The organism is Sphingobacterium ginsenosidimutans (assembly GCF_039536865.1).
GTDB lineage: Bacteria > Bacteroidota > Bacteroidia > Sphingobacteriales > Sphingobacteriaceae > Sphingobacterium > Sphingobacterium detergens.
In genome coordinates this window covers 314,231-338,428 of sequence record NZ_BAAAZK010000010.1, presented here as the reverse complement: position 1 = coordinate 338,428, position 24,198 = coordinate 314,231, and the positions used below count along the sequence as shown (strand labels likewise).

Annotated in this window: 24 protein-coding genes; 11 read left to right on the top strand and 13 right to left on the bottom strand. The window is 38.2% G+C overall.

Annotation, left to right across the window (positions count from 1 at the left end; all coding sequences use genetic code 11):
• Window positions 1-8 precede the first annotated feature (8 nt).
• A complete protein-coding gene (locus tag ABFX33_RS26430) occupies window positions 9-350 on the bottom strand; it encodes a tRNA-binding protein (RefSeq protein WP_346089269.1) in 342 nt (113 codons plus the stop codon).
• Complete coding sequence (locus tag ABFX33_RS26425) at window positions 347-556, bottom strand: hypothetical protein (protein ID WP_257094523.1); 210 nt, start codon at window positions 554-556, stop codon at window positions 347-349. Before ABFX33_RS26425 ends, ABFX33_RS26430 begins: the two co-directional genes overlap by 4 nt.
• Window positions 557-645: 89 nt before the next feature.
• Here ABFX33_RS26425 and ABFX33_RS26420 point away from each other — a divergent pair, with 89 nt between their 5' ends.
• The 5 genes from ABFX33_RS26420 to ABFX33_RS26400 all read left to right on the top strand — a co-directional run bounded on the left by ABFX33_RS26420 (window position 646) and on the right by ABFX33_RS26400 (window position 8,798).
• On the top strand, window positions 646-1,242 hold the full coding sequence (locus tag ABFX33_RS26420) for a porin family protein (RefSeq protein WP_346089268.1): 597 nt from the start codon (window positions 646-648) through the stop codon (window positions 1,240-1,242).
• 171 nt (window positions 1,243-1,413) lie between these two features.
• Entirely contained in the window at window positions 1,414-2,184 is a 771-nt protein-coding gene (locus ABFX33_RS26415) for a succinate dehydrogenase cytochrome b subunit (RefSeq protein WP_257094527.1), read from the top strand.
• A 57-nt stretch (window positions 2,185-2,241) separates the two neighbouring features.
• Window positions 2,242-4,176, top strand: a complete 1,935-nt coding sequence (locus tag ABFX33_RS26410; RefSeq protein WP_346089266.1) for a fumarate reductase/succinate dehydrogenase flavoprotein subunit — start codon at window positions 2,242-2,244, stop codon at window positions 4,174-4,176.
• Window positions 4,177-4,190: 14 nt separating this feature from the next.
• Window positions 4,191-4,964, top strand: coding sequence for a succinate dehydrogenase/fumarate reductase iron-sulfur subunit (locus ABFX33_RS26405; protein ID WP_199768744.1), 774 nt, complete (start codon window positions 4,191-4,193; stop codon window positions 4,962-4,964).
• 87 nt (window positions 4,965-5,051) lie between these two features.
• The gene (locus ABFX33_RS26400; RefSeq protein ID WP_346089264.1) at window positions 5,052-8,798 is read left to right on the top strand and encodes an ATP-binding protein; all 3,747 of its coding nucleotides are present in this window, start codon (window positions 5,052-5,054) and stop codon (window positions 8,796-8,798) included.
• 417 nt (window positions 8,799-9,215) lie between these two features.
• Here the strand turns inward: ABFX33_RS26400 and ABFX33_RS26395 are convergent, their stop codons facing one another.
• The 3 genes from ABFX33_RS26395 to ABFX33_RS26385 all read right to left on the bottom strand — a co-directional run bounded on the left by ABFX33_RS26395 (window position 9,216) and on the right by ABFX33_RS26385 (window position 12,159).
• Window positions 9,216-10,142: a hypothetical protein gene (locus ABFX33_RS26395; RefSeq protein ID WP_346089262.1), complete on the bottom strand. Its 927-nt coding sequence runs from the start codon at window positions 10,140-10,142 to the stop codon at window positions 9,216-9,218.
• 103 nt (window positions 10,143-10,245) lie between these two features.
• Complete coding sequence (gmd, locus tag ABFX33_RS26390; protein WP_120261711.1) at window positions 10,246-11,397, bottom strand: GDP-mannose 4,6-dehydratase; 1,152 nt, start codon at window positions 11,395-11,397, stop codon at window positions 10,246-10,248.
• 198 nt (window positions 11,398-11,595) lie between these two features.
• A complete protein-coding gene (locus ABFX33_RS26385; RefSeq protein ID WP_257094539.1) occupies window positions 11,596-12,159 on the bottom strand; it encodes a lipocalin family protein in 564 nt (187 codons plus the stop codon).
• A 54-nt stretch (window positions 12,160-12,213) separates the two neighbouring features.
• Between ABFX33_RS26385 and ABFX33_RS26380 the strand changes: the two genes are divergently transcribed.
• The 3 genes from ABFX33_RS26380 to ABFX33_RS26370 all read left to right on the top strand — a co-directional run bounded on the left by ABFX33_RS26380 (window position 12,214) and on the right by ABFX33_RS26370 (window position 14,259).
• Window positions 12,214-12,546, top strand: coding sequence for a hypothetical protein (locus ABFX33_RS26380; protein ID WP_120261712.1), 333 nt, complete (start codon window positions 12,214-12,216; stop codon window positions 12,544-12,546).
• A gap of 88 nt (window positions 12,547-12,634) precedes the next feature.
• The gene (locus ABFX33_RS26375; RefSeq protein WP_223584539.1) at window positions 12,635-13,549 is read left to right on the top strand and encodes a lysylphosphatidylglycerol synthase transmembrane domain-containing protein; all 915 of its coding nucleotides are present in this window, start codon (window positions 12,635-12,637) and stop codon (window positions 13,547-13,549) included.
• Between the two features lie 2 nt (window positions 13,550-13,551).
• Complete coding sequence (locus tag ABFX33_RS26370; protein ID WP_346089260.1) at window positions 13,552-14,259, top strand: SDR family NAD(P)-dependent oxidoreductase; 708 nt, start codon at window positions 13,552-13,554, stop codon at window positions 14,257-14,259.
• A gap of 295 nt (window positions 14,260-14,554) precedes the next feature.
• Here ABFX33_RS26370 and ABFX33_RS26365 read toward each other — a convergent pair whose 3' ends face one another.
• From ABFX33_RS26365 to ABFX33_RS26355, 3 genes are read right to left on the bottom strand one after another with little or no spacing between them, the layout of a single operon-like run.
• On the bottom strand, window positions 14,555-15,928 hold the full coding sequence (locus ABFX33_RS26365) for an alpha/beta hydrolase family protein (protein ID WP_346089258.1): 1,374 nt from the start codon (window positions 15,926-15,928) through the stop codon (window positions 14,555-14,557).
• Window positions 15,929-15,941: 13 nt separating this feature from the next.
• A complete protein-coding gene (locus ABFX33_RS26360) occupies window positions 15,942-16,526 on the bottom strand; it encodes a YIP1 family protein (protein WP_120261716.1) in 585 nt (194 codons plus the stop codon).
• Window positions 16,516-16,791, bottom strand: coding sequence for a DUF2089 family protein (locus ABFX33_RS26355; protein WP_346089256.1), 276 nt, complete (start codon window positions 16,789-16,791; stop codon window positions 16,516-16,518). The genes ABFX33_RS26360 and ABFX33_RS26355 overlap by 11 nt, the downstream gene beginning before the upstream one ends.
• Window positions 16,792-16,914: 123 nt before the next feature.
• On the opposite strand from ABFX33_RS26355, the gene ABFX33_RS26350 reads away from it, so the two are divergent.
• Window positions 16,915-17,649: a lysophospholipid acyltransferase family protein gene (locus ABFX33_RS26350; protein ID WP_257094550.1), complete on the top strand. Its 735-nt coding sequence runs from the start codon at window positions 16,915-16,917 to the stop codon at window positions 17,647-17,649.
• A 7-nt stretch (window positions 17,650-17,656) separates the two neighbouring features.
• Here the strand turns inward: ABFX33_RS26350 and ABFX33_RS26345 are convergent, their stop codons facing one another.
• Both ABFX33_RS26345 and ABFX33_RS26340 read right to left on the bottom strand, forming a co-directional pair.
• Window positions 17,657-18,787 (bottom strand): glycosyltransferase, encoded by a 1,131-nt coding sequence (locus tag ABFX33_RS26345; RefSeq protein WP_346089255.1) that lies wholly within the window; start codon window positions 18,785-18,787, stop codon window positions 17,657-17,659.
• Entirely contained in the window at window positions 18,771-19,709 is a 939-nt protein-coding gene (locus tag ABFX33_RS26340) for a lysylphosphatidylglycerol synthase domain-containing protein (protein ID WP_244211845.1), read from the bottom strand. Before ABFX33_RS26340 ends, ABFX33_RS26345 begins: the two co-directional genes overlap by 17 nt.
• Window positions 19,710-19,845: 136 nt before the next feature.
• Here ABFX33_RS26340 and ruvC point away from each other — a divergent pair, with 136 nt between their 5' ends.
• Entirely contained in the window at window positions 19,846-20,412 is a 567-nt protein-coding gene (gene ruvC / locus ABFX33_RS26335) for a crossover junction endodeoxyribonuclease RuvC (RefSeq protein ID WP_120261721.1), read from the top strand.
• Here the strand turns inward: ruvC and ABFX33_RS26330 are convergent, their stop codons facing one another.
• A complete protein-coding gene (locus tag ABFX33_RS26330; RefSeq protein ID WP_120261722.1) occupies window positions 20,413-21,459 on the bottom strand; it encodes a hypothetical protein in 1,047 nt (348 codons plus the stop codon).
• A 351-nt stretch (window positions 21,460-21,810) separates the two neighbouring features.
• Between ABFX33_RS26330 and ABFX33_RS26325 the strand changes: the two genes are divergently transcribed.
• Window positions 21,811-22,284: an Lrp/AsnC ligand binding domain-containing protein gene (locus tag ABFX33_RS26325; RefSeq protein ID WP_046674894.1), complete on the top strand. Its 474-nt coding sequence runs from the start codon at window positions 21,811-21,813 to the stop codon at window positions 22,282-22,284.
• A gap of 34 nt (window positions 22,285-22,318) precedes the next feature.
• Here the strand turns inward: ABFX33_RS26325 and ABFX33_RS26320 are convergent, their stop codons facing one another.
• Both ABFX33_RS26320 and proC read right to left on the bottom strand, forming a co-directional pair.
• Window positions 22,319-23,383 carry a M20 family metallo-hydrolase gene (locus ABFX33_RS26320; protein ID WP_346089252.1) on the bottom strand — a complete coding sequence of 355 codons (1,065 nt, stop codon included), beginning with the start codon at window positions 23,381-23,383 and terminating at the stop codon, window positions 22,319-22,321.
• Window positions 23,373-24,179 carry a pyrroline-5-carboxylate reductase gene (gene proC, locus ABFX33_RS26315; protein ID WP_257094569.1) on the bottom strand — a complete coding sequence of 269 codons (807 nt, stop codon included), beginning with the start codon at window positions 24,177-24,179 and terminating at the stop codon, window positions 23,373-23,375. The genes ABFX33_RS26320 and proC overlap by 11 nt, the downstream gene beginning before the upstream one ends.
• Window positions 24,180-24,198 lie beyond the last annotated feature (19 nt).

The window sequence follows — 24,198 nt, the reverse complement described above, 5'->3', positions numbered from 1 at the left end:
CCACAAACTTAACTAAGTTTCGATCCATTTGGTAATTTTCTGTCAACAGAAGTCAAAATAATATCACCATTCGCATCAGCGAATCCAGTCACCAGACACTCAGAAAAAAAATTAGCGATCTGCTTCTTTGGGAAATTCACGACTGCAACAACCTGTTTCCCGATCAGTTCTTCCTTACTATAATGTACTGTAATCTGGGCACTACTTTGCAATATTCCAATTTCACTTCCAAAATCAAGTTTCAATTGGTAAGCTGGCTTTTTAGCTTTCGGAAAATCCTGTACCTCCAAAATAGTTCCTACACGTAAATCTAATTTTTCGAAATCCGCCCAACTAATGGTGTCATTCATAATCTATTGCTATCGATGTTCTGAATTTCTTTACCAATTGTAAATATAATATAAGAGGGTTTGCGTTTTAAACGCGAAGAGAGCTTATGGATCAATTTGTCTTCCTCGCCTGCTTGAAAAGCTAGATCCTCATCGCTTAGATGGTTATACTTGCGACGGAGTTTTTCTTTCGCAACCTGCCATTGTTCTTCGTTAATTTTCAGCATAACTATGATTTAGGTATAAAATTTGTATATCTTTACCAAACTTGTGAAAGTTTGTTTTAAAGATACAATTTATACATAAATAAAAGATTATGAAAAAGATTTTACCAGCATTACTCTTGATTTGTGGTAGCGTAGCAACGGCTCAAGCGCAGCTTTTGCCTGGATTTGAGGTCGGTTTAAAAGGAGGCTTGAATTTTTCTAAGCTTAAAAGCGATGGCAAATATTTCAATTCGGACACAAAAGCAGGTTACCAAGCAGGTCTTTATGGACGTGTTGGTGTATTGGGATTCCATATTCAGCCGGAGGTCTATTTAACAGGTAAAAACACGACTGTAAAAGCAGAAAATGGAGAAACGACTGATGTTAAGTTTACTACAGTCGATGTTCCTGTATTATTGGGCAAACGTTTTGGTTTAGGTCCAATTGGAGCAAGAATTCAAACTGGTCCAATCTTCTCGTTTAAAGTAGACGATAAACAGGACAAAGTCATTGACCAATTGAATCCAAATAACTATAAGAAAAGTGGCACAGCTTGGGCATTTGGTGTCGGTGCTGATATTTCAAGCTTACGCGTAGATGTACGTTACGAGATGGGCTTGAACAAGGTCAACAATGAGAGTCAGGCAAATCCAAAAATCAACATGTGGAGTATTGGTTTAGGCTATAGATTATTCAGTATTCTATAGTACATTAACCCGAGTATATATACCTTTAAAAAGTCCGTTTTTATCCAAAACGGACTTTTTATTTTAAGAAACTTTAGAACCGTTCTAAATTATTCCTTTTTCTTGTCAAAATGGTATCATATTTAATAGCAAATAGTAGATTTGCCTAATTAAAATTAAATTACAAGGATAATGAGTAAATCAAAGCCAGTTTTCAGTTCTTCGATTGGGAAGAAGCTAATCATGAGCTTAACAGGAATCTTCCTATGTTTATTCCTAGTTGTTCACTTGGTTGGTAACTTGCAATTATTTAAAGATGATGCGGGTCTAGCGTTCAACAAATACGCTTATTTCATGACTCACTTTACACCAATCAAAGTTGTTTCTTACTTATTGTACGCTTCGGTCATCGTTCACGTCATCTACGCCATTACATTGTCGATGAAAAACAAAGCCGCCCGTCCTATTGGTTATGCCAAATATGATGGTCAAGCAAACAGTAAATGGAATTCACGTAACATGGGTATCTTAGGTACTGTCATTTTAGTATTCTTAGCTACGCACATGTCTAATTTTTGGTGGAAGTTTCACAATGATGAAGTACCGTACATCGAATACCGTACTGATTTGGCAACTGGACAAACAACAGCTAGAGAACTTCAAGCTTCTGAATTCCACGACTACCAAGAAACGGTAGAAAACAACGTTCAAATCTTAAAAGCAAGAGATTTGTACAAACAAGTTGACTTTGCCTTCAAAAATGTAGCTTTAGTCGCTTTATATCTTGTTGCGATGGCAGCTTTGGCATTCCACTTAATTCATGGTTTCCAATCTGCATTCCAAACTTTAGGTTTCAACCACAGAAGATATATTGGAATTATTAGAGCAATCGGAGTTTGGGTATTTGGGGTATTAATTCCAATTGGCTTTGCAATAATGCCATTGTTTTTCTTCTTTAAATAATTCAGAATCTTTTAAGATGGGGCTTAGGCCTTATCGATCAATATAAAATTAAGAGATATGTTAGATTCAAAAGTACCAGCGGGCCCATTAGCCCAAAAGTGGTCAAATCATAAATTTAATCTTAAGTTGGTTAACCCTGCTAACAAACGTAAATTTACCGTTATCGTTGTTGGTACAGGACTTGCTGGTGCATCTGCAGCAGCATCTTTAGCTGAGTTAGGATATAATGTAATTACCTTCTGTTACCAAGATTCACCTCGTCGTGCGCACTCAATTGCGGCGCAAGGTGGTATTAATGCGGCAAAGAGCTACCAAAATGACGGTGACTCTGTGTTCCGTTTATTCTACGATACAATCAAAGGTGGTGACTACCGTTCACGTGAAGCAAACGTTTACCGTTTGGCCGAAGTATCTGTAAACATCATCGACCAATGTGTTGCGCAAGGTGTTCCTTTTGCACGTGAATATGGTGGTTTATTGGACAACCGTTCTTTCGGTGGTGCTCAGGTAAGCCGTACGTTCTATGCGCGTGGTCAAACTGGACAACAATTGTTGTTAGGTGCATATTCAGCATTGAACCGTCAAATCAAAAAAGGAAAAGTAAAATCATATACTCGTCATGAGATGTTGGATTTGGTCATGATCGATGGTCATGCCAAAGGTATCGTAACTCGTGACCTCGTATCAGGTAAAGTTGAAACACATGCAGCACATGCTGTATTGATGTGTACTGGTGGTTATGGTAACGTATTCTTCTTGTCTACAAATGCAATGGGATGTAACGTTACAGCAGCTTGGAGAGCGCACAAACGTGGTGCTTACTTCGCTAACCCTTGTTACACTCAAATCCACCCAACTTGTATTCCTGTAACTGGAGATCACCAGTCTAAATTGACGTTGATGTCAGAGTCATTACGTAACGATGGTCGTGTATGGGTTCCTAAGACTCAAGAAATGGCTGAAAGATTACGTAAAGGTGAAATCAAAGCCAACGACATCAAAGAAGATGACAGAGATTATTTCTTGGAACGTAAATACCCTTCATTTGGTAACTTAGTGCCTCGTGACGTAGCATCACGTAATGCAAAAGAAGCTGTTGATGATGGTCGCGGTGTTGGTAAAACTGGCTTCGCCGTATTCTTGGATTTTAAAGAAGCTATCGGTCGTCTAGGCGAAGATGCAGTCCGTGCTAAATACGGTAACTTATTTGACATGTACTACCAAATCACTGACGAGAACCCTTACAAACAACCAATGCGTATCTACCCTGCTGTTCACTATACAATGGGTGGTGTATGGGTTGACTACAACTTGATGACGACAATCCCAGGTTTGTATGCTTTAGGTGAGTGTAACTTCTCTGACCACGGTGCAAACCGCTTAGGTGCTTCGGCATTGATGCAAGGTCTTGCTGATGGTTATTTCGTGATCCCTTACACTGTAGGTGATTACTTAGCTAAACTAGGTTCTTTCGCACCAGTAGATCACAACCATCCTGCTTTCGAATCTACGCGTAAAGAGGTTGAAGATAAAATCAACAAATTGTTATCTCTAAACGGTACGCAAACTGTCGATGATATCCACAAAAAATTAGGTCTCATCATGTGGGAATACTGTGGAATGGCACGTACTGCTGAAGGATTACAGAAAGCACAAGGTTTGATCCAAGAGTTGAAAAAAGAATTCTGGACTAATGTTAGAGTTCTTGGAGAGAATGAAGAACTAAATCTTTCTTTAGAGAAAGCTGGCCGTGTAGCTGACTTCTTGGAATTGGGTGAATTAATGGTTGTTGACGCATTACAACGCGCTGAGTCTTGTGGTGGTCACTTCCGTCTGGAAAGCCAAACTGAAGAAGGTGAAGCAAAACGTAATGACGAGGAATTCGCGTATGTATCTGCTTGGGAATACAAAGGAGACAATGTACCTGAGGAATTACACAAGGAAGACTTGGTATTCGAAAACGTTCAGTTAACACAAAGAAGTTATAAATAAGAAGGAAAATTATCATGGCACAACATATGAATTTAACGCTGAAAGTTTGGCGTCAAAAAAATGATAAAGATAAAGGTCAATTTGTAACTTATCAGGCAAACGACATCGCTGATGATATGTCTTTCCTAGAGATGCTTGATATTGTGAATGAGGAATTGACACGTAAAGGTGAAGACCCTGTATATTTCGATCACGACTGTCGTGAAGGTATCTGCGGGATGTGTTCATTAGTAATCAACGGTCGCCCTCATGGTCCTAAAGAAGGTACAACAACATGTCAATTGCACATGCGTAGCTTCCACGATGGACAAACGATCGTAATCGAGCCTTGGAGAGCTGCTGCATTCCCAGTATTGAAAGACCTTGCTGTTGATCGTACTGCTTTTGACCGCATTCAACAAGCTGGTGGATATGTGAATATCAATACAGGTGGTGTCCCTGATGCCAATGTCATTCCTATTCCGAAACGTATCGCTGACGAAGCTTTCGAATCTGCTACTTGTATCGGTTGTGGTGCTTGTGTTGCAGCTTGTAAAAATGCTTCTGCAATGTTATTCGTATCCGCTAAAGTATCTCAATTTGCATTATTACCGCAAGGTCAAACTGAGCGTTACGAACGTGCACAAGCAATGGTAGATCAAATGGATGCTGAAGGATTCGGTAACTGTACCAATACTGGTGCTTGTGAAGCTGAATGTCCAGTAGGTATTAAATTAACTAATATCGCGCGTTTAAACCGCGAGTACTTGACTGCGAAAATTTTCAAACAGGAAGAACCGCACGCTTAAGCATTTTAGAATAAAATAATATAAAAGTCCTTGTCCTGAGAAAGCAAGGACTTTTTTTTATATTTACAATAATGTAAATTGACGCACGTGAATTCTGGTATAAAAATTCGTTTACTTCTACTGATCTTAACACTATGCTTTATAGGAACAGCTATCACCATCAAAGAATCTGTTACAAATAAGGAAATACTCGACATTGATACCAAATCTCTCAATGATTATGTCGCCAAACAGGAGAAAAAAGTAGATCGTCTTTTTAAGGATTCCTTGCTTCTCAAAACATTTAAGAATTATGATCAATATCCTATTGCTGTCTATCAAGCTTTTGAAAGGTATAAAAATGATGAAAAGGTCTATTTATTCTTATTTAAGGATCATGAACCAAAAATGTGGAGTACACATTTATTTGTCCCCATCACAGATCAGGGCTTTTTGGAAAAGTCAAATTTTGTACAGGACGATAATCGTTCCTATGTCGTTCGTAAGAAAACAATCGGAAATATAAGCATACTTGCGTATATACTTGTTAAGCCTTATACCAATAACAATAATCCATATTTAAACTCTTCTTTACGACGAAATTTCTTCGATACGCGGAACATTGATATTGCGTCCTATACAGATACAGTAGCAATCAAAAACATCTATAGTAACGAGGGATCCTACCTCTTTTCGGTGAAGCTCAAAGAAGGAGACCACGAAAATATCTATACCATCCTGCAGTTCTTTTGCTGGTTGCTGGCTTGGATTGCACTGTTGATATTCTTCAATAGTCTCTGTCTACACATGGCCAAGACCAAAAGAGCCTGGTGGGCAATAGCACTACTCGCGGCTGTATTTATCCTTGTTAAATTTGCGGATCTAAAATGGAATCTACTCTCCGAAAATGCTACATTCGCCATATTTGATTCACGCAACTATGCCTACAATAGCTTCTTCCCTAATATCTGGTCCGTTTTATCAACCACAATATTGATTCTCTGGCTCATACTATTTATCTATTCTATCCGAAAAGAACTCAATTTCGATAAAATAAAAAACATTCGGTTCTTCAAACTCCCTATCGCGATTGCGTTTGTATTGAGTATTTATTTATCCTTTGCATTTTTATATGATATCGCCGGGACATTAATCACCCATTCAAATAATATCTATTTTGACTTCACCAAACTTGTTGATCTGCATTTCCTGAGCTGGGTAGACCTTGGCATTGTAGGCATGGGGATTCTAGCATTAAATATCTACATAGATCTGGTGTTGTTCATTCTTAAAAAATTAGAACTAAAGCCCACTCAACTATTAAATATTCAATTAGCCAGTGTCATCTTTGTCATTCTCATTATTTCGATCTACATTGAGAAGAACAGTTTGGTCAATCTGCTTTTGGCACTAATTATTCTGATCAAATCCTTTGGTGAGAAATATTTCGACAGGCATATATTGACCAACTATATCGCCGTTTTGATCCTCTGGGCGATCATAAGTACAATTACGCATGCACGCTTCTACCAAGAGCGGGATCTTATCGATATGAAGATCTTGTTGAACAATCTGCAGTCAGAAGATGACTTAAACGCTGTTTCATTGTTTTCGGATATCGAGAGTGGCATCTCTAATGACAAGGAATTAAAACATCTCTTTAACATCAGTCTCCCCAATACCAATACAGAGGGAATCAATGACTTCATTAAGAAAAAATACTTTAGCGGATACCTTTCGAAATATGAATTTAAGGCGTATTACTATGATCAAAATAATATTCCATTAAACCCGAACAGTCAAAACAGAATTAATGAATATCGGGAGAAAGTAATCAACAAGTCAATAAAGGTTACTCAAAATTTCTACCGTGCCAGTGCTGAACTCGGAACTCATGAATACTTTTCGATCATTCCGGTGACGATCGATCAAAACAGGATCGTTAATGTGATCATCAATCTATCCAATAAGGATTTCAGCTACACAGTACCCTATCCTGAGATATTAACAGATATGCGAATCAATAATTCGCAATATTACAATAAAGGAGAGTATTCGATTGCCCTATATAAAGGCGGTTCACTGGTTACACAATTTGGAAAATATACCTATGAAAATAACCTTCGGGGATTAAAAGGGGCACCCGGGCAATACATTGAAGTATTGGACCGGGACTCATACCTGCATATGGCTTATGTTGCCAATACCTTTTCGACCTATATCATTAGCAAGCAGAAGCCTTCTTTCTGGGACTATGTCGCCACAACTTCTTTCCTATTTTTGGTATTTTTCATGATTTTCATGATTTTCCATTATGCAGCGTCGTTTTATATCTTTCTCAAGAATACAAAACTCACGTTCCGTAACCTAAAATATCAGTTCTATAAGATCATAAACAAAATACAGTATTCCACACGTATCCAGACCTCGATTATTTCTTCGGTTATATTAGCCATTCTGATATCAGCCGTCATTTCATATATCAGCATCAATAAACAGCTCTACAATAACAACAGGAATAGTAAAGAGCGTTTCATCATCGAACTGGGCAAACGGCTGGAAAATATGTTAACCTCTACCGAGGAAATCCCTAATGAAGACCAGCTTACCAATATTTTAAAGACTTTATCCGAGACGATATCGAAGGACTTCAATTTGTATTCAAAATCTGGCAAATTATTATATAGCTCCCAGCGTAGAATTTATGATCTGGAGCTGTTCTCCACTTTTATTAATCCCGCAGCACTCAAAAATCTCTCCCTGCTTAAAAAATCAGAAACAATAGAGGATGAGCGTATCGGAACATTCCAGTTTGAGACGAGTTATGCAACAATAAGGGACAAGGATTATAGCACGTTAGCCTATATCGGCATTCCGAATTTTTCCCTCCAAAAGGAAGAGAATATTAATAAAAACTTACTATTAAACACCATTGTCAATATTTATTCTCTAATTATCATTGGTTTCGGCTTTTATGCGACTTTTGTAGCCAATAGTGTGACCAATCCGCTTAGTATAATCAGTAAAAAAATATCTCAATTACGATTGGGACAACCCAATGAACCTTTATTCTGGCAGCGAAATGACGAAATAGGGACCTTGATCAAAGAGTACAACCTCATGATCATAAAGCTGGAAGACTATGCCAATAAAATAAAGGATACTGAGCGTGAATCGACCTGGCGGGAAATGGCACAACAGATTGCCCATGAGATCAAAAATCCGTTAACACCGATGAAATTAGGTATACAGCAGCTTAGAAGATCATATAAAGATGATGATCCTAAATTTCCTGATCGTTTCAATAAATTTTCAACTTCATTTATTGAACAAATAGATGCCTTAACACAAATTGCCTCAGAGTTTTCCCACTTTGCAAAATTTCCAACGACTGTGATGGAAAATATCAATATTGTGGAGAAAATAACGAAGTCGATATCGGTATACAATAATACGCCAAATGTCAGTATCCGATTAATAAACAATGCTGATCAAAAAACATTGATTGTTAAAGCAGATGGAAACGAGTTATTACGGACCTTCAATAATTTGATAAAAAACGCCATTGAAGGGGGGTATGGACGAAAAAACATGAAGATAGAGATCTCTATCGAACGATACTCTGACAAGTTCGTCAAAATAGATGTCAAGGATAATGGCTATGGTATCCCTGCAGCAATGAAAGATAAAATATTCCAGATCAACTTCACAACGAAAAGTTCCGGAAATGGCCTAGGTTTGGTGCTCGTGAAGAAAACAATCGAAGCAAGTAATGGACAGATATATTTTGAGACGATGGAAGGGGAAGGCACGACATTCCATATTTTACTTCCGTTACAACAAATTGAATCTTAATGATGGCGGCTGTTAGGAGTTTCACCGCATAGATGAAACTTGGCTCACAAAGGGCTCTATCTATTTATTAAGAATATCGCCCTTATTGGACAGATAAAAGCATCAACAGTTCCATTAAATCCTTTGTTAAGTAACTTTACGGCCTATACCGAATTGGTTCTGATGCGCATTTAAATACTAAATTCAGAAAGGGTATCATCGAACAGACGAAAGACATCAGCAGTTCCGATTGGCCTTCCTACAGTAAAGGAAGAATAAAGACAGGACAGACACTAAACGTACTGTAAAAAGTAAAAGTGAACCTATTCAGGACGAATATTTAAAGACCCTCTCGGAGGTTATTACATGTAATAACTAAAGCAAAAGGGGCAGCTCAACTCTGAACTGCCCCTTCTCTATTCTTTACGTAATATCTTGCTAACGCAATACAACGGTTGATCTACCCATGATCGCATTGTCCTCATAAAGCAATATCGTATATGCTCCCTTGGTAAAACCATCTTCGGCAGCCCAATACACGATATAATCCTCACCCTTATTCGTAAACAAAATATTATGTTTAAAGGTATACTGTAATTTTTCACCGTGTACAAAGAAGATATTATCGCCTTGGACGACAAGATTTCCCTGAGGATCGATTATTCTTATAAAAATGTCACGTTCTCCGCTTTTAGCAAGCGAGTTATCAGCGATAGTAAAATTGATTTTCAATTTATCCACCCGCTTGGCGCGTTCTTCGACAGATTCCTTCCCGTTTCTTTTGACCTCAAGCCCGTTGATACTGATACTTGAAACCTTCAAAGCAGCTGCCGTTGTCACCTTCTCTTTCAATTCAGAATTAGTGGTTGTCAAAGAAGTAATTTGCTTATTTTTCTCAACTACCGATTCATTTAAATTAGAATTCTGCTTTGATAAAATTTGATTTTCTTGAATCAATCGTTGAACATCTATGCGATAGTTATCAACTTGTTTTTTTAACAAGTTAATTTTACGTTGAGCGTCGTCAATATCCTTAGGAGTAATACTCTTATTTTCAAGCTTTTTGCGAAGTTCTGCAATCTCAGTTCTAGAGTCATCTTTTTGTACAGTCATTTCAGGAGTCAATTGAACATTTTCGACATCAATCTTATCCAATTCGGCTTCTATCCGATCGATTTGTACCTGAAGGTTTTCTTTCTCCACTGTTAAGGCATAGACTTTCTCACCGTTCGTCTTAAACTTAACATAAAAATATATATTCGTTGCTAGTAATGCCGCTATCGCAATGATGAAGAAATAAACTTTAGAAGAATCTTTCTTCTTTTCGTCTTCCTTCTTACTCGAAACAACCTCTGAATTCATCATAATACATGCACTGTCATTTTCATCATATGAATTTATTGATTCATACCATTTAAATGTTTAAACAAAAATTATTCCAGTTTTATTTTTCCTCTATTATTTATGATTATTCAAAATAGTTCAAGGTCTCAAAACCGCCTTGTTTCAGATATTCTTCCTTTCTCATCAAGTGAAGATCTGATTGTACCATATCTGTTACCAACATTTGGAGATCATATTTAGGAATCCAACCCAGTTTGGTATTTGCTTTTGTTGGATCTCCAATAAGTAAGTCAACCTCCGTTGGACGGTAATAAGCTGGATCTACCTTAACGACAGTTTGTCCAAACTTAATAAGCGATTTATCAATATTTAATTCGGCCAAACGCTCCTCGTCGACATCTATTATAACACCTTTTTCCTGTTCGCCTTTTCCACTAAATTCTATTTCTATCCCCAATTCGGCAAAGGCCAAACGAACAAAGTCTCTAACAGTTGTCGTGACCCCAGTTGCGATTACAAAATCCTCAGGTTTTTCCTGTTGGAGGATCAGCCACATCGCTTCAACATAATCTTTTGCGTGTCCCCAATCGCGTTGAGCGGAAAGATTGCCAAGGTACAGTTTGTCTTGCAAACCTAACGCAATTTTCGCCACAGCCCGGGTTATTTTACGGGTCACAAATGTTTCACCCCGGACAGGGCTTTCGTGGTTGAACAAAATTCCATTACAAGCATACATCTTGTAAGCTTCCCGATAGTTAACTGTAATCCAGTAACCATACATTTTGGCAACAGCATACGGACTTCTTGGATAAAAAGGAGTCGTCTCACTCTGTGGCACCGCTTGCACAAGACCATATAATTCTGAGGTCGATGCCTGATAAATGCGCGTCTTTTCAATCATCCCGAGTAATCTGACGGCTTCCAATATACGAAGCGTGCCGATACCGTCAGCATTGGCTGTATACTCTGGTGTATCAAAGCTAACTTTAACATGGGATTGAGCTGCAAGATTATAAATTTCATCCGGCTGAGTCTCTTGAATGACACGGATCAAATTGGTTGAATCTGTCAAATCACCGAAATGCAAGGTGAAATTTCTATTGTCAAGATGAGGATCTTGATAAAGGTGATCAATACGATCGGTATTGAACAGAGAACTACGGCGTTTTAGACCATGAACCCTATAACCTTTTTTCAATAGGAATTCTGCTAAATAGGCACCATCTTGACCTGTGATACCTGTTATAAGTGCAGTTTTCGTGTTTTGTTCAGCCATATTTCTAGTTATATTAAGCATGTCCTAAGCTAACCCTTGGGGATCATGCTATTTTTATCCGATCAATCTGTTTTTAAAGGTGATGAAGCGAATTGAATAAATCAAAATCGTTTCGGACTGTAAAAGTATTAAATTTTCAACAAAAAAAGCCATAGGAATTCCTATAGCTTTTCGTTATTCTTTTTTTCTCGTTTGACCTTAGTTTACGCGGGAAAAATTAAACACTAAATATGCTTCACCATTGGCAACTGTCAACGGCATTTTCATGACTAATTTATTACCATCAGAATAAGACAAATCCAAACGGTAACCTGTCGTTACGTTTTTGGCTTTGTCTCCTGCATAGATCTTCTTAAACTGGAATTGTGGTTCGCCTAAACCTTTTCCTGGGTTATAGATTGTCCAAAAAATCTCGCGGGATGCACCTGGAGCACATAAAGTACCTTGAGCATTAAACGTGATTGATCCCTTTCCATTACCAATAAAATTCCAGTTACTACCGACAAAACACTCCGCCGGAGCTTCTTCAAAGACACTTTTAATAGTGAAAGTCGAAGGCAAATTTTCTCTATCGATTGAATTCAGTGTCCAAGTTCCTTTCACCGCAGATCTCCATTCTGAGGCGCTAGGTCCCGAAGCTGCACTTGTATTGGAAGAACCATTACCAGGATTTCCAGATGATGTACCTTGCTTTTGTGCACCACAAGAGAACAAGGTCACCGTAGCAAAAACAGTTGCTAATGATAAAACGAATCGATTCATATGTATAAATTTTAATTTCAAATTGTATTTTTGGGGTAAATTAATCCACAGATCATGAACGTAACAGCCAAAAATCATACCATAAGCAAAATAATAGCAAAAACTCTTTTGCGGTTATTTATTATCCTCTTGGCATTCGCCGCCTATCCACTGTTTTTAGGACAGGAAGCCAAAGCAAAATTAAGCCAAATAAGCCTCGCTTTCACAAATAAGGTTGCTTTCATTGCTCCTATTTTATTATTTTGCTTTATCGTCGGATTAATGATTGCTGTGCTTAAGCACAAATATAATAGAATTGACCTAAATTGGCTATTTTCTCTTGCGACTATATTCGGTATTTTATATCTGATATTATTGTATTCAAGAATTTACCCAACTATTGCCTAAGTTCAATTGCACAATTCGACAAAGTTCCTAACTTTGAATTTTCCAAAATCGCTATTATAATTGATCAAGATTGGAAAAATAAACTTCTATGGACAAAAAAAAAGGTTTAAAGATCCTAAAAAACATACTAAAGATTGTCGTTACTGTAGGAGCCTTGTATTGGGTTTTCAGCAAAGTTTCACTCAAAGATCTCAAAGAAGCTGTAATTAATTCAAACCCCATCTATTTATTTCTAGCCTTATTAGCTTATAGTATATCGATTTTTATATCCTCTTCACGCTTATTGACCTTTTTAAGGGCTATCGGCTTAGATGTGTCTGAAAAATATAATTTAAAGCTCTATCAATTGGGACTATTCTATAACCTGATTCTACCCGGTGGAGTGGGTGGAGATGGCTACAAGATCTTCTTTCTCCGGAAAAGGTTCAGTATTAAGGGCAGAAAATTATTTACAGCATTATTCCTAGATAGACTAAGTGGCTTATGGGCCCTATGTTTAATTATTGCGGCTTTAATTACCTATATGCCACAACTGGGCATACCAAATTACTTGACGATCATATTATTTATATTGGGTAGTATCCTCTATTATTTTATTGTCACAAAATTTTTCAAAGAGTACAAGGCTACCTTCTTAAAGGCACATTTAAAAGCAATTGGTGTACAGTCTATGCAAGTAATCGCTGCAATTTTGATTCTTTACGCCCTAGGATTTAATGGAAAGTTTTCACCTTACTTATTCCTATTTCTAGCATCTTCATTAGTATCTATTATTCCTTTTTCAGTAGGCGGATTGGGTATGCGTGAACTTGTTATCATGTGGGGAGCAGGTATATTTCACGTAGATTCACACAATGCTGTATTGATCACATTGTTATTTTATATTATCTCAGCGATGGTCGCTCTTTCAGGAATTTATTTTATATTCAATCCCAAAGCAATTGGAGAGGATAAACTCCCTTCTGTCGAGGAAGTTGAGCAAAGTCAAAAATTAGAAGAATAAACATGGCGAATATTATTATCACAGGAGCAAGTAGCGGTGTTGGGTTTGAAGCAGTACTTGATTTGACCTCAAAAAAGGACAACAAAGTTATCGCATTGGCCCGATCAGCAGACAAATTGAGAAAACTCCATGAAATCGCAAGTCAGCTCAATCATGATGGAGGAACACTCTTCCCCGCTCAATTTGATATCGTCTATGACGACTACGCAACATTGGTCCCTTTTATTCAATCGAAATTCGAGACTGTTGATATCCTGATCAACAATGCTGGAGCATTAGTGAATAAACCTTTTATGGAAACCACTGGACAGGATTTTGCAGAAATGCTCCAAACAAATGTGATGGGACATGTTAATATGATCCAGCATATCGTTCCATTCATGCATGAAGGTTCACATATTGTCAATATCAGTAGTATGGGTGGATTTCAAGGCTCGATGAAGTTCCCTGGTCTATCTGCCTACTCTACCAGTAAAGGTGCATTGGCAATTTTAACGGAATGTCTAGCTGAAGAATTTAAAGAAAAAGGAATCAAAGTCAACTGCTTGGCCCTGGGGTCATCGCAAACTGAAATGTTTGAAGCCGCTTTTCCGGGTATGGAAGCAGGTACACTAGCTTTTGAAATGGGTAGGTATATTGCAGAGTTTGCGCAGAATGGACACAAATACTTTAATGGCAAAATCCTACCTGTTGCCAATACGACACCATAACAAATAGCGACCAGATAGCAGCCTAACGATTAGCATCAACATATTCATGTATGTAAGGGCTGTATCAAAAGTCGATTTTGCAAATGGCTCCAAATAAAATTTCGACACTTCATTAAATCAAATAAAAAATGACCAAGTTCCTAATGAATTTTGGTCATTTTTTTTAGGTCTTATTTTTAAAGCTATCTCCAAGATTTAACGCTGATTTGCAATCAAGGTTTTTAATTTTGAGACAGTCCCAGCTATTCCAAGTTGTGCAAAAGCACATGTCATAACGACGGGCATCAAGATTCGATTACTTTGTTTTCAATTTAAGCCACTTGGTCAAATCATCCATCAATTGCTCATTGAAACTCTCCGGATTTTCAAAATATTCCTCAATTTTTCCTGTTTGCGCATTTTGAAACAGATGGTTCAAATTTGGATAGTCTTTAATTGTGACATCTGTCGTATTCAAGTGCAAGCGTTGAAGTGCATAGATATTTTCATTTGCAGGAACCTGAATATCTTTACCTCCAAAAGAAGCGAAAACAGGTACTTTCACTTGTTTCAGATAATAGGCAGGATCAATACGCAGGAATGTTTTGAACCATGGGATCAACATCGGGCTCAGCTTAACTTTCATATCAGATGTTAATGCAATTCCATTGTTTTGACGGATAAGTTCTTTTTCCAATGATTCTGCTAAAACCTTCGGCGGCTCGTCCCTTAGCAGAATGTCATATAGCTTTCTGTTATTGAGCTTATTTGCCTCCAATGCAGGCTCAGATAGTCCAGCCACTTTTCCCAACGCATAGCTCTGCAAGATCAATAAGGAATCACCTTTGAGGACAGGTCCAGACAACAAAGCAATATAATTGACCTTATCGTTTTCAGCGGCAACTATTTCCGCTATCAAAGCCCCTTCACTATGACCAATGATACCAATTTTACCGGTTTTGACCATCTGCTGCCTACTTAGAAAATCCACTGCCGCATTTGCATCTGATGCAAAATCAATCGTTGTTGCCAAGTTAACCTCACCCTTCGAACCGCCAATACCGCGATCATCATAACGTAAAACAGCAAAGCCATTTTTGCTGAGGTGATCCGCTAATACCTTAAATGGCCTATGGCCGAACACTTCCGAATCTCTATTTTGCTGCCCACTCCCATTGACCAAAATGACAGCTGGAAAAGATCCCCCACCCTTTGGATAAGTCAGGGTACCGGCTAGAGAAGCATTGCCTTTTGCATTTTGAAATGAAACGTCCTGTTCAATATAATCGTACGGGGGAAAGACATCTTGCTTGCGTGAAAGCCCACTTTGCTCAATCTCACTACGCACCAATATCATCGCAGACTCAAAATTCCCCTGTTTCATAACACCCTTCATCACATCTTTATCCCGATCCAGATAGCCCGTATACGATAACCCAATTGCTTTGACATCCATTGAGATCGAATCCTCATGTGTTTTTATTGTATTAATTGGAAACTTCAATGAGGTCTGCATTGGACTTTCAAAGGTTCCTACCCAATTCGCATTACTATCCTTCTTTAAGTTGAACACCAAAAGCAATTTCTGTCCGGACACATTCACCTCCCCCTTCCACGAGCCGTCAAAGGTTTGCGCATCAGCGCATGAAAAATGTAAAAAGATCAAAAATAAGTAGAGAATTTTCTTCATAGTTTTCTGTCCGTTAAAAATAAAACTGTATACCCAAATCAAGCATAAAATATAATGCCACAAACAAAATGCTTATCCAAACCTTTTTATTGTTAACAGCAATGTTCATTCCCTTTACCAATAAATAGAACTGATAAAACAAGAGAAATAACACAAAGATCCCAAATAAACCAAATAGTGCCATCTGCCCCTTATCAATGCTCGACAAGGTATGGTCACCATTTTTTAACGCTTGATCTATCTCACTGGTAAATTTGTCCTGATTGATTAACTTACTCAAGAGCAACATTAGATAAAGTGGAAATGGCGCAATCAAGATAACATTCAACACGTCAATAATTCTTGTCTTATTATTGGCTATAACACCCACGATATATAGCAGAATTAAAGGAGCCAAAACCATATAGGCATGAACTTTTAACACCGCAATAAAAGAGACGGTCACCTCAGGCTTATAGAAGTGCATAAAGCCATTGAACTGCTGACCTGATAAATAAATAAGGTAACTGGATAATAAAAAACCGATGATCCCCACGAGAAACAATGTCCGCTCTGAAAAATCCGCAAACGGATTTAAAAATAACTGCTTAATTTTCATTGGCGAGCGAATTTAATTTATGAATCAGATCATCCAAAATATTACGAACCGTTGGGTAAGATTTACCCATCTGGTTGGCCATTTCTTTTAAACTACCTGAATACTTTAAGAAATTGAGAACAAAATCCTGCTCTTCGACTGTCAACTGCATCAGTAAGGGTAAAGTAAACTTACCGACAACTTCGGTGTCGCAGGAATCGCAGACCAGCTTGGAGACTTTCAATTTTGCATCACAACATGGACAATTTACAGGTATCTTTTTCATTTAACAATAAGACCATTGATATTATTAAAGTTAATATTAATAATATTAAAATCAAACACAATATTATCAATATTTTTCAAAATCATTGCTTAATGATATATTTGTAAACAATAAAAAAAGCATATGAAAAAGTTTTTAGGCTATATTCTATCTATTATATTTTGGTTCTGTTTTGGCTTATCCTTGATTATATTCCACCCCATCCAATGGCTGTGCTTGAAATTCGGTGGCTATAATGCACACAAAAAAAGTGTTGACATCTTAAATGCATGCCTCGTTGCATCTTACTATACATTATTCAATAGGGTCACTTTTATCGACAACAAATCCATCCCATTAGGACAACCCATTATATTTGTTGCCAATCATCAAAGCACCTTTGATATTCCACCGCTCATCTATTTTCTGCGGAGATTTCATGGAAAATTTATCTCAAAAATTGAACTGGCCAGTGGTATACCGAGTATTTCGTTCAATCTAAAACATGGTGGCGCAGCCAATATCGATCGTAATGACCCCAAACAATCGATAGCTGAGATTCTGAAACTTGCCAACAATATGAAAACAAAGAATTGGTCGGCCTTTATCTTTCCAGAAGGGACACGATCAAAAACAGGTAAGATGAAAGCCTTTCACGTCGGTGGTATTGCAACATTATTAAAGAAAAACCCAAATGCATTGGTCGTCCCTATTGCAATCAAAGGATCATATGAGATGGTACAATATGGTATGTATCCGTTGACTCCTTTTCTGCATATGACATGGGAAGTACTTGATCCACTAGATACAAAGGATAAAGACATTGAAGAAATCGTAAAACTAGCCGAAGAGACTATTAAGCAGAAAGTTGAAAAATAAAGTAGAATTATTTGACTTGTCTACCCTTCCAATCATACTTTCCAATATTCCCCAATATTCCAATATAAGCTAAATACAGAATATGGGCCAGACTCAATATAGGAAGATACCAGAGCAGATTAGTCCGTTTTGCAAAATTGGTTAAAGGCTGGATAAACAACAGTTCGACTATCATTTTAAGTAGTAATGCGAAGAGGATAACCCAAGCAAGTGTTTTAATACCTGCAACTGCAAGAATGGCTCCGACCAATAATAACACATTAAACAGCCAAATAGCGATCCCTAAAGCAATAACTCCCTTATTTTTATACTTGGTACTCTTAGATGCCCAACGTCTTCTTTGGCTGATAAATGACCTAAGATCGGGCTTGGCATCTGTATACACGGTCGCCTCCTCCGATTTACAGAAAGAAATTCGTTCAGGGTGCTTCTCCGCCACTTTATGCAAAAATAACTCATCATCCCCAGATGCCAGCTCGTCAATTCCTTTAAACCCACCCATTTGCTTGAATATATCTTTTCGATAGGCCAAATTAGCACCATTACAGGTCGTAGGCTTTCTATTACCTATACCTGCAGCACCAAGACCTATGAGATACAAGAATTCCAAGGTCTGCAATCGCTCAAAAAAGCTCTTTTCCTCCGAATATACAACTGGAGAAGACAATAAATAAGCATCCTCCTTTTCAAAGGTTCCGATCACAGTCGCAAGCCAATTTGCTCCCATCCTACAGTCTGCATCTGTAGTAATGACAATCTCCCCCCTACAGCAGTCAATTGCTCTTGAAATCGCAAGCTTCTTATAGGAATTCATTCGGCCATTCTCATTTAACTGAATCAATTTCACACCCCGTTCCGCATATTCCTTTACAATAGCGGAGGTATTGTCATCCGAATGATCATCAATAATAATAAGTTCAAGAAGTTCACCCGGAAAATTTTGATTCAATATTGATTCTATCGTTCGCCGGATATTCAATTCTTCATTCCGTGCAGCGATAATAACTGATACAGTCTTGGTAGAAGGTAAGAGACCTGTAGGCGCTTGAATCGTGGCCCAACCTTTACGCATCCATAATACTAGAATGGCGTACACGCAGGCAAAACTGATCAATAAATAGCTAAGAATTTGTATCACCGAAAAAATTAATCTTAAAAACAAAAATAGAACCAAATATCGCGGGGAGAATCAAATTGACAAACCAGATACACGATACAATAGCCATCACCGCAATTTCTTGTGTTGTAATATAGCTATAAAGATTACTTGCCACAAAACTACGTACACTAAAATCGAAAATATCCAATGTCGGCAAAGCTGCCTGAACAAAAAAGAGGATAAAGATCATCAAAACCATGGAGACAAGTGGCAGCTCTGGTAAGGTTAGCTTCATCAAAATAATATACTGCGAAGTAAAAATAATAAACCTTGCTAGTGAGTTTACCAAAACAATGCTCAGTTCACGTGCGGAATAATGCTCCAGTACCTCAAAAAAAGGTTTTATTTTCGCCAAAAACTTAATTCGCCCCACAAGCATATCCACCCATCTCACATTAAAATACAAAATGACAAATCCAGCAGCGTAAATAATGGCCAGCAACCAGACACCAAATTGAACGGATAAAGGTGTGGACAAAAACTTACAGATAAACCAAGCTATGCTCAGCGAACCTGCAACACTTGTCAATACCAGTTGAGCAAATAATCCTACGCCCATCGCAACAGCACCTTTAGCCCTATTCTGCGGCTTCAGGAACAACACCCTTCCGCCATATTCACCAATCCTATTCGGGGTAAAAATCGCCCACGTAAGTCCACAAAAAACGGATTGAAATGCCTTCCAAAAGGATATATGCTCCAGCTTGGATGCAAGATAGCGCCATTTAACAACCTCCAGAAGCCAGTTTACAAGCATTAAAACAACAATCAGGATCAATGTCCAGACAACAGAATGCTGCTCTAGTCCTGTGATTAGCGTCTTAAACTTATCGATATTGCTCTTATCAGATACCTTGGTAATAATGTACCATGTTGCAAGTGCAAACACAAGTATCTTCAATAAAAGACTGATATATTTTTTTTGTCTCCCAGTCAACTTTTGATAATTAGAGAGCAATGTTACTAAATTTTAGCCAAATGATTAAGTTTTGTGTACAGCAATCCACTTATAAAAAGCAAAATTTGTAATATTGTACATGCAGAAGGAAAAGGCGAAAGAAAGAATTATTTTAGGGATCGACCCCGGGACAGTCGTACTCGGATACGGAATTATTAAAGAAGTTGGCAATACCATCTCCCTTATTTCAATGGGCGTCATCAAAATGGGGCATCTCGACGACCATGCGCTAAAATTGCAACGCATCTTCAAAAAAACCTCTGCATTAATGCAAGAATATAATCCAGACTGTGTTGCACTGGAGTCACCCTTCTATGGCAAAAACATTCAAGTGATGCTCAAACTAGGACGGGCACAGGGTGTTGCTATGGCAGCAGCGCTGGCACAGGATATTCCGATCTTTGAATATTCACCCAGAAAAATAAAACAATCCGTTACGGGAAATGGTAATGCCACGAAAGAACAGGTTTCTGCCATGCTCAAAAATCTCTTAAAATTCGAAGAGACACCTCAATTTCTAGATGCAACAGATGGGCTGGCAATTGCTGTTTGTCATTCATTTCAAAAAAATAGTACCTCAGGCAGTGGCAAATCTTATTCGGGTTGGTCTTCTTTTATCAAAGACAACAAAGACCGAATCAAATAGCTACATCTGTACCTGTCGAATTACATTCTTCACATTTAATTCGACAATATCAGTCATGGTCTTGCACTTCAAATAAGAATTATTTTGGTAAAACTCTGCGTAGCCTTCGCGCAGTTGTTTAATGTTTTCGGGCGTCGAAAGAATTTGTGTCTGCGAAGCGTCCCGAAGATCAGCGATTCTGTGGCGTTCACTTCGTACCCGATGTACAATCGAGGACCGCTCCTCCTGTTGGTATTGCAACACCGTTTTTTCAGTTAGATGTTCCATCGCAAGCTTGACATATGGATAGTTCTCTTTAAAAAATTGCGGCATATAGACCTTGGGATTTCCCTCATAAAATTGCTGATCAAAATCAATTGCTCTGATCCGAAACTGAAAGTCATCAAAATCAGGTGTAATCTGCATGACAAAATTATAGGCACGCATATCCCCCAGCAGCGTGATAATACAACGTTCATTAAACTTGACAAATTCCTTCGAAATACGTGTCAAATTGTAATCCGGTGTAAACATCCTGGTCTGCGAAAATATATCACCCGGGATACCAACGATATGTTCTTCAACCAGTGTATCCTGATCCACCATATAGTTGACCTGATTTGGAGATAATATTTCCTCCAGTTCTAAACCATAAATCCGTGATGCATCCGCCTGTTTGATATAAAAATAATCATAAACGTCATTCAATCGGTTTACAATACGAATCCGAAATGGTCTTGTATTACCAAAACCACAGTACTCCACACGGTCGATATATTTGTGCTGTACAATGCGTGTGTTGCCAGAAGCTTTAAGCTTTGCATAGATGACCTTTAGCCCATCATATAATTGATCAATCAGATATTGAGGATAAAGTGGTGTTTCCCAGAACGTATCATTACCAAATTTATCCATGACCGGTACGGTCTCTGTAAAATTCAATAGATCCTTATAACCAATGGGCAGCTTTTCATCCCTTTGATATAGCTTAAGATATTTATGAAGCCCTTCCCCTACCTCAAAGATCGGCTTCTTCCTCGAAATCTTCACATCTTGAACTTCTTCCATCTTTATTTTAGTCTTGAGATATTAGATATGCGTACGGAGACTTTGGTTTAACACACCTGCAGCTTACTTGTCTTTTGTTTTTGATCTTTATCCTACATCTTTATCGTCTTCCTGACTTTAATAACAAGATAACGAAACAATCCGATAACCTTACAATAAAATCACCTCCAAAACAATTATAAGCACTTTCAATCAAAAACATATAACATTATCAATATCAATAAGTATTTTTTATTAAATTTACATCTATAAACCGAAAATTCTTAGTAATTTTGAAATAAATTTAATTATTTTAGCTATTGGTCAGATTTTGATGTATGACCAATGAATGAAACACAAAACCCATTGTTAATGGAAAATCAATATGCAAACTATGATCTAGACAATTTGGATATCCAAATCCTGTCTATTCTAATGAACGATGCTTCTATTCCTTATACTGAGATAGCGAAAAAGCTAATCGTATCAGGTGGTACCATCCACGTTAGAATGAAGAAGATGGAAGAATTAGGTATCATCAGAGGTTCAAATCTAATTATCAATCCTCAAAAAGTTGGATTTGACATCACTGCCTTTCTCGGTATCTATCTAGAAAAAGGTTCACAATATGCAGATGCGGTAGATAAATTGAAGGAAATCAAAGAAGTGGTTGAGCTACATTATTGTACCGGCCAATACAGTATTTTTGCAAAAATTATCTGTAGGGACACTGTCCACCTCAGAAAAGTATTGAACGAAGATATCCAATCAGTACCTGGGATCCAACGTACGGAAACGATCATCTCCCTTGAAGAAAGTATTAAGCGTCAGATCAGCTTAGTCTAGTATAAAAAAAGCTTCCAACAGTTGGAAGCTTTTTTTATACGATCTTTTGTAGCATCGCTATATACAAATCAATTCCTTCCCTAATTTCATCAATATAGATAAATTCATCCGCCATATGCGATCTCGCACTATCACCTGGCCCCAGCTTTAAAGAAGGTACCGGAATAAGCGCTTGATCACTCATCGTCGGCGAGCCATATAGCTTACGGCCAAGCGTTATTCCTGCTCGAACAATAGGATGTTCTTCCGGAATAGAAGAAGATTTCAAACGCGTAGAACGAGCCGAAACTTCCGAAGAGACATGGGACTTGATTATCGCTAAGGTTTCTTCATTGGTATAAGCATCAGTTGTTCTTACATCGACGACAAAACTACAGTTGGCCGGCACTACATTGTGCTGCGATCCAGCTTGAATCATCGTCACTGACATTTTGATCGGGCCCAAGGTTGCTGATGTTTTTTCAAAAGCATAGTCCTTAAACCATTGAATATCTTTAATTGCTTTATAAATCGCATTATCACCTTCGTTACGGGCGGCATGCCCCGCTATTCCTATTGCATTACAGTCCAATACCATCAGCCCTTTTTCGGCTACGGCAAGATCCATCAGTGTTGGCTCACCAACGATTGCAAAATCAATCGTTCCAATATCTTCCAGCACAGACTCAATACCATTTCGACCTGAGATTTCCTCTTCAGCACTCGCTACCAGACAAAAATTATATTTTAAATCCTTCTCTTCGTAAAAATACAAGAAGGTGGCAATCAGTGACACCAAACACCCGCCTGCATCATTACTACCCAAGCCATAAAGCTTTCCCTCCTCTACCGTAGGAACCAATGGATCACGGGTATAACCAGGGTTAGCCTTTACTGTGTCATGGTGCGAATTAAGCAGGACCGTTGGCTTATTTGACTCGTAATGCGCATTATATACCCAAACGTTGTTTCCCTTCCTGAAGGTCTTAATATACCGTTCATTGAAAAAGGCTTCAATCAGATCCGCTGTCAACATTTCCTCTCGACTTAGGGAAGATACAGCGATCAACTGTTTCAATAAAGCTAGACTATCCTGAAATAAGCTATCTTTATCCTTCATGATATAATCCTCCTGCTTTATCCGCAGACAATTTTATTCCCTTGATAAATGCAGAACTAAAACCATTATGTTCCATCTCATTCAATCCCGCAATAGTACATCCTTTCGGCGAAGTAACTTTATCAATCTCACCTTCTGGATGAGCATTCGTATGCAACAATAGATCCGCAGCACCTTTAGCTGTTTGAACGGCCATTTTCAAGGCATCATGTGCATGGAAACCTATCTCAACCCCACCTTGTGATGCAGCTCGGATAGCACGCAGGAAAAAGGCGATTCCACAGGCACACAAGGCAGTTGCCGAAGTCATTAGATCTTCATTGATAACGACAACTGATCCAACGGTCTCAAACATCTTCTCCACCTCAGCAAGACTAACATCCGAAGCATTATCACTCGCAATACAAGTCATCGACTGAGCAATCGCGATTGCCGTATTCGGCATAGCGCGTATTACAGTTGCATCCTCACCCAACACCGCTTTCAGGTCAGCACATGAAACACCAGATACAATGGATACAAAAATCTGGTTTTTCTTATCTATTTCGGGAGCAACTTCAACCAATACCTTTTTTAACTGCTGTGGTAGTATGGCGAAGACAACAATATCAGCGCCTTTAACAGCGGCTTTATTATCATTACTTACCGAGAATCCTTGGCTTGCCTCTTCAGCCAAAGCATTCAGATTTCTGCGGGTCAATGTAATATCAGCAGCGCCGGCAAATTCGCTTTTTACAAGCCCTTTTGCCAAGGATAGACCGATATTGCCACTTCCGATAATAGTGACCTTTTTCATAGTTGGGTTTAGATTAGAT

Excerpts from the sequence above, each read along its gene's own strand:
- ABFX33_RS26430 (WP_346089269.1), bottom strand. The coding sequence starts at position 350 with ATGAATGACACCATTAGTTGGGCGGATTTCGAAAAATTAGATTTACGT.
- ABFX33_RS26425 (WP_257094523.1), bottom strand. The coding sequence starts at position 556 with ATGCTGAAAATTAACGAAGAACAATGGCAGGTTGCGAAAGAAAAACTC.
- ABFX33_RS26420 (WP_346089268.1), top strand. The coding sequence starts at position 646 with ATGAAAAAGATTTTACCAGCATTACTCTTGATTTGTGGTAGCGTAGCA.
- ABFX33_RS26415 (WP_257094527.1), top strand. The coding sequence starts at position 1,414 with ATGAGTAAATCAAAGCCAGTTTTCAGTTCTTCGATTGGGAAGAAGCTA.
- ABFX33_RS26410 (WP_346089266.1), top strand. The coding sequence starts at position 2,242 with ATGTTAGATTCAAAAGTACCAGCGGGCCCATTAGCCCAAAAGTGGTCA.
- ABFX33_RS26405 (WP_199768744.1), top strand. The coding sequence starts at position 4,191 with ATGGCACAACATATGAATTTAACGCTGAAAGTTTGGCGTCAAAAAAAT.
- ABFX33_RS26395 (WP_346089262.1), bottom strand. The coding sequence starts at position 10,142 with ATGATGAATTCAGAGGTTGTTTCGAGTAAGAAGGAAGACGAAAAGAAG.
- gmd (WP_120261711.1), bottom strand. The coding sequence starts at position 11,397 with ATGGCTGAACAAAACACGAAAACTGCACTTATAACAGGTATCACAGGT.
- ABFX33_RS26385 (WP_257094539.1), bottom strand. The coding sequence starts at position 12,159 with ATGAATCGATTCGTTTTATCATTAGCAACTGTTTTTGCTACGGTGACC.
- ABFX33_RS26380 (WP_120261712.1), top strand. The coding sequence starts at position 12,214 with ATGAACGTAACAGCCAAAAATCATACCATAAGCAAAATAATAGCAAAA.
- ABFX33_RS26375 (WP_223584539.1), top strand. The coding sequence starts at position 12,635 with ATGGACAAAAAAAAAGGTTTAAAGATCCTAAAAAACATACTAAAGATT.
- ABFX33_RS26370 (WP_346089260.1), top strand. The coding sequence starts at position 13,552 with ATGGCGAATATTATTATCACAGGAGCAAGTAGCGGTGTTGGGTTTGAA.
- ABFX33_RS26365 (WP_346089258.1), bottom strand. The coding sequence starts at position 15,928 with ATGAAGAAAATTCTCTACTTATTTTTGATCTTTTTACATTTTTCATGC.
- ABFX33_RS26360 (WP_120261716.1), bottom strand. The coding sequence starts at position 16,526 with ATGAAAATTAAGCAGTTATTTTTAAATCCGTTTGCGGATTTTTCAGAG.
- ABFX33_RS26355 (WP_346089256.1), bottom strand. The coding sequence starts at position 16,791 with ATGAAAAAGATACCTGTAAATTGTCCATGTTGTGATGCAAAATTGAAA.
- ABFX33_RS26350 (WP_257094550.1), top strand. The coding sequence starts at position 16,915 with ATGAAAAAGTTTTTAGGCTATATTCTATCTATTATATTTTGGTTCTGT.
- ruvC (WP_120261721.1), top strand. The coding sequence starts at position 19,846 with ATGCAGAAGGAAAAGGCGAAAGAAAGAATTATTTTAGGGATCGACCCC.
- ABFX33_RS26330 (WP_120261722.1), bottom strand. The coding sequence starts at position 21,459 with ATGGAAGAAGTTCAAGATGTGAAGATTTCGAGGAAGAAGCCGATCTTT.
- ABFX33_RS26325 (WP_046674894.1), top strand. The coding sequence starts at position 21,811 with ATGGAAAATCAATATGCAAACTATGATCTAGACAATTTGGATATCCAA.
- ABFX33_RS26320 (WP_346089252.1), bottom strand. The coding sequence starts at position 23,383 with ATGAAGGATAAAGATAGCTTATTTCAGGATAGTCTAGCTTTATTGAAA.
- proC (WP_257094569.1), bottom strand. The coding sequence starts at position 24,179 with ATGAAAAAGGTCACTATTATCGGAAGTGGCAATATCGGTCTATCCTTG.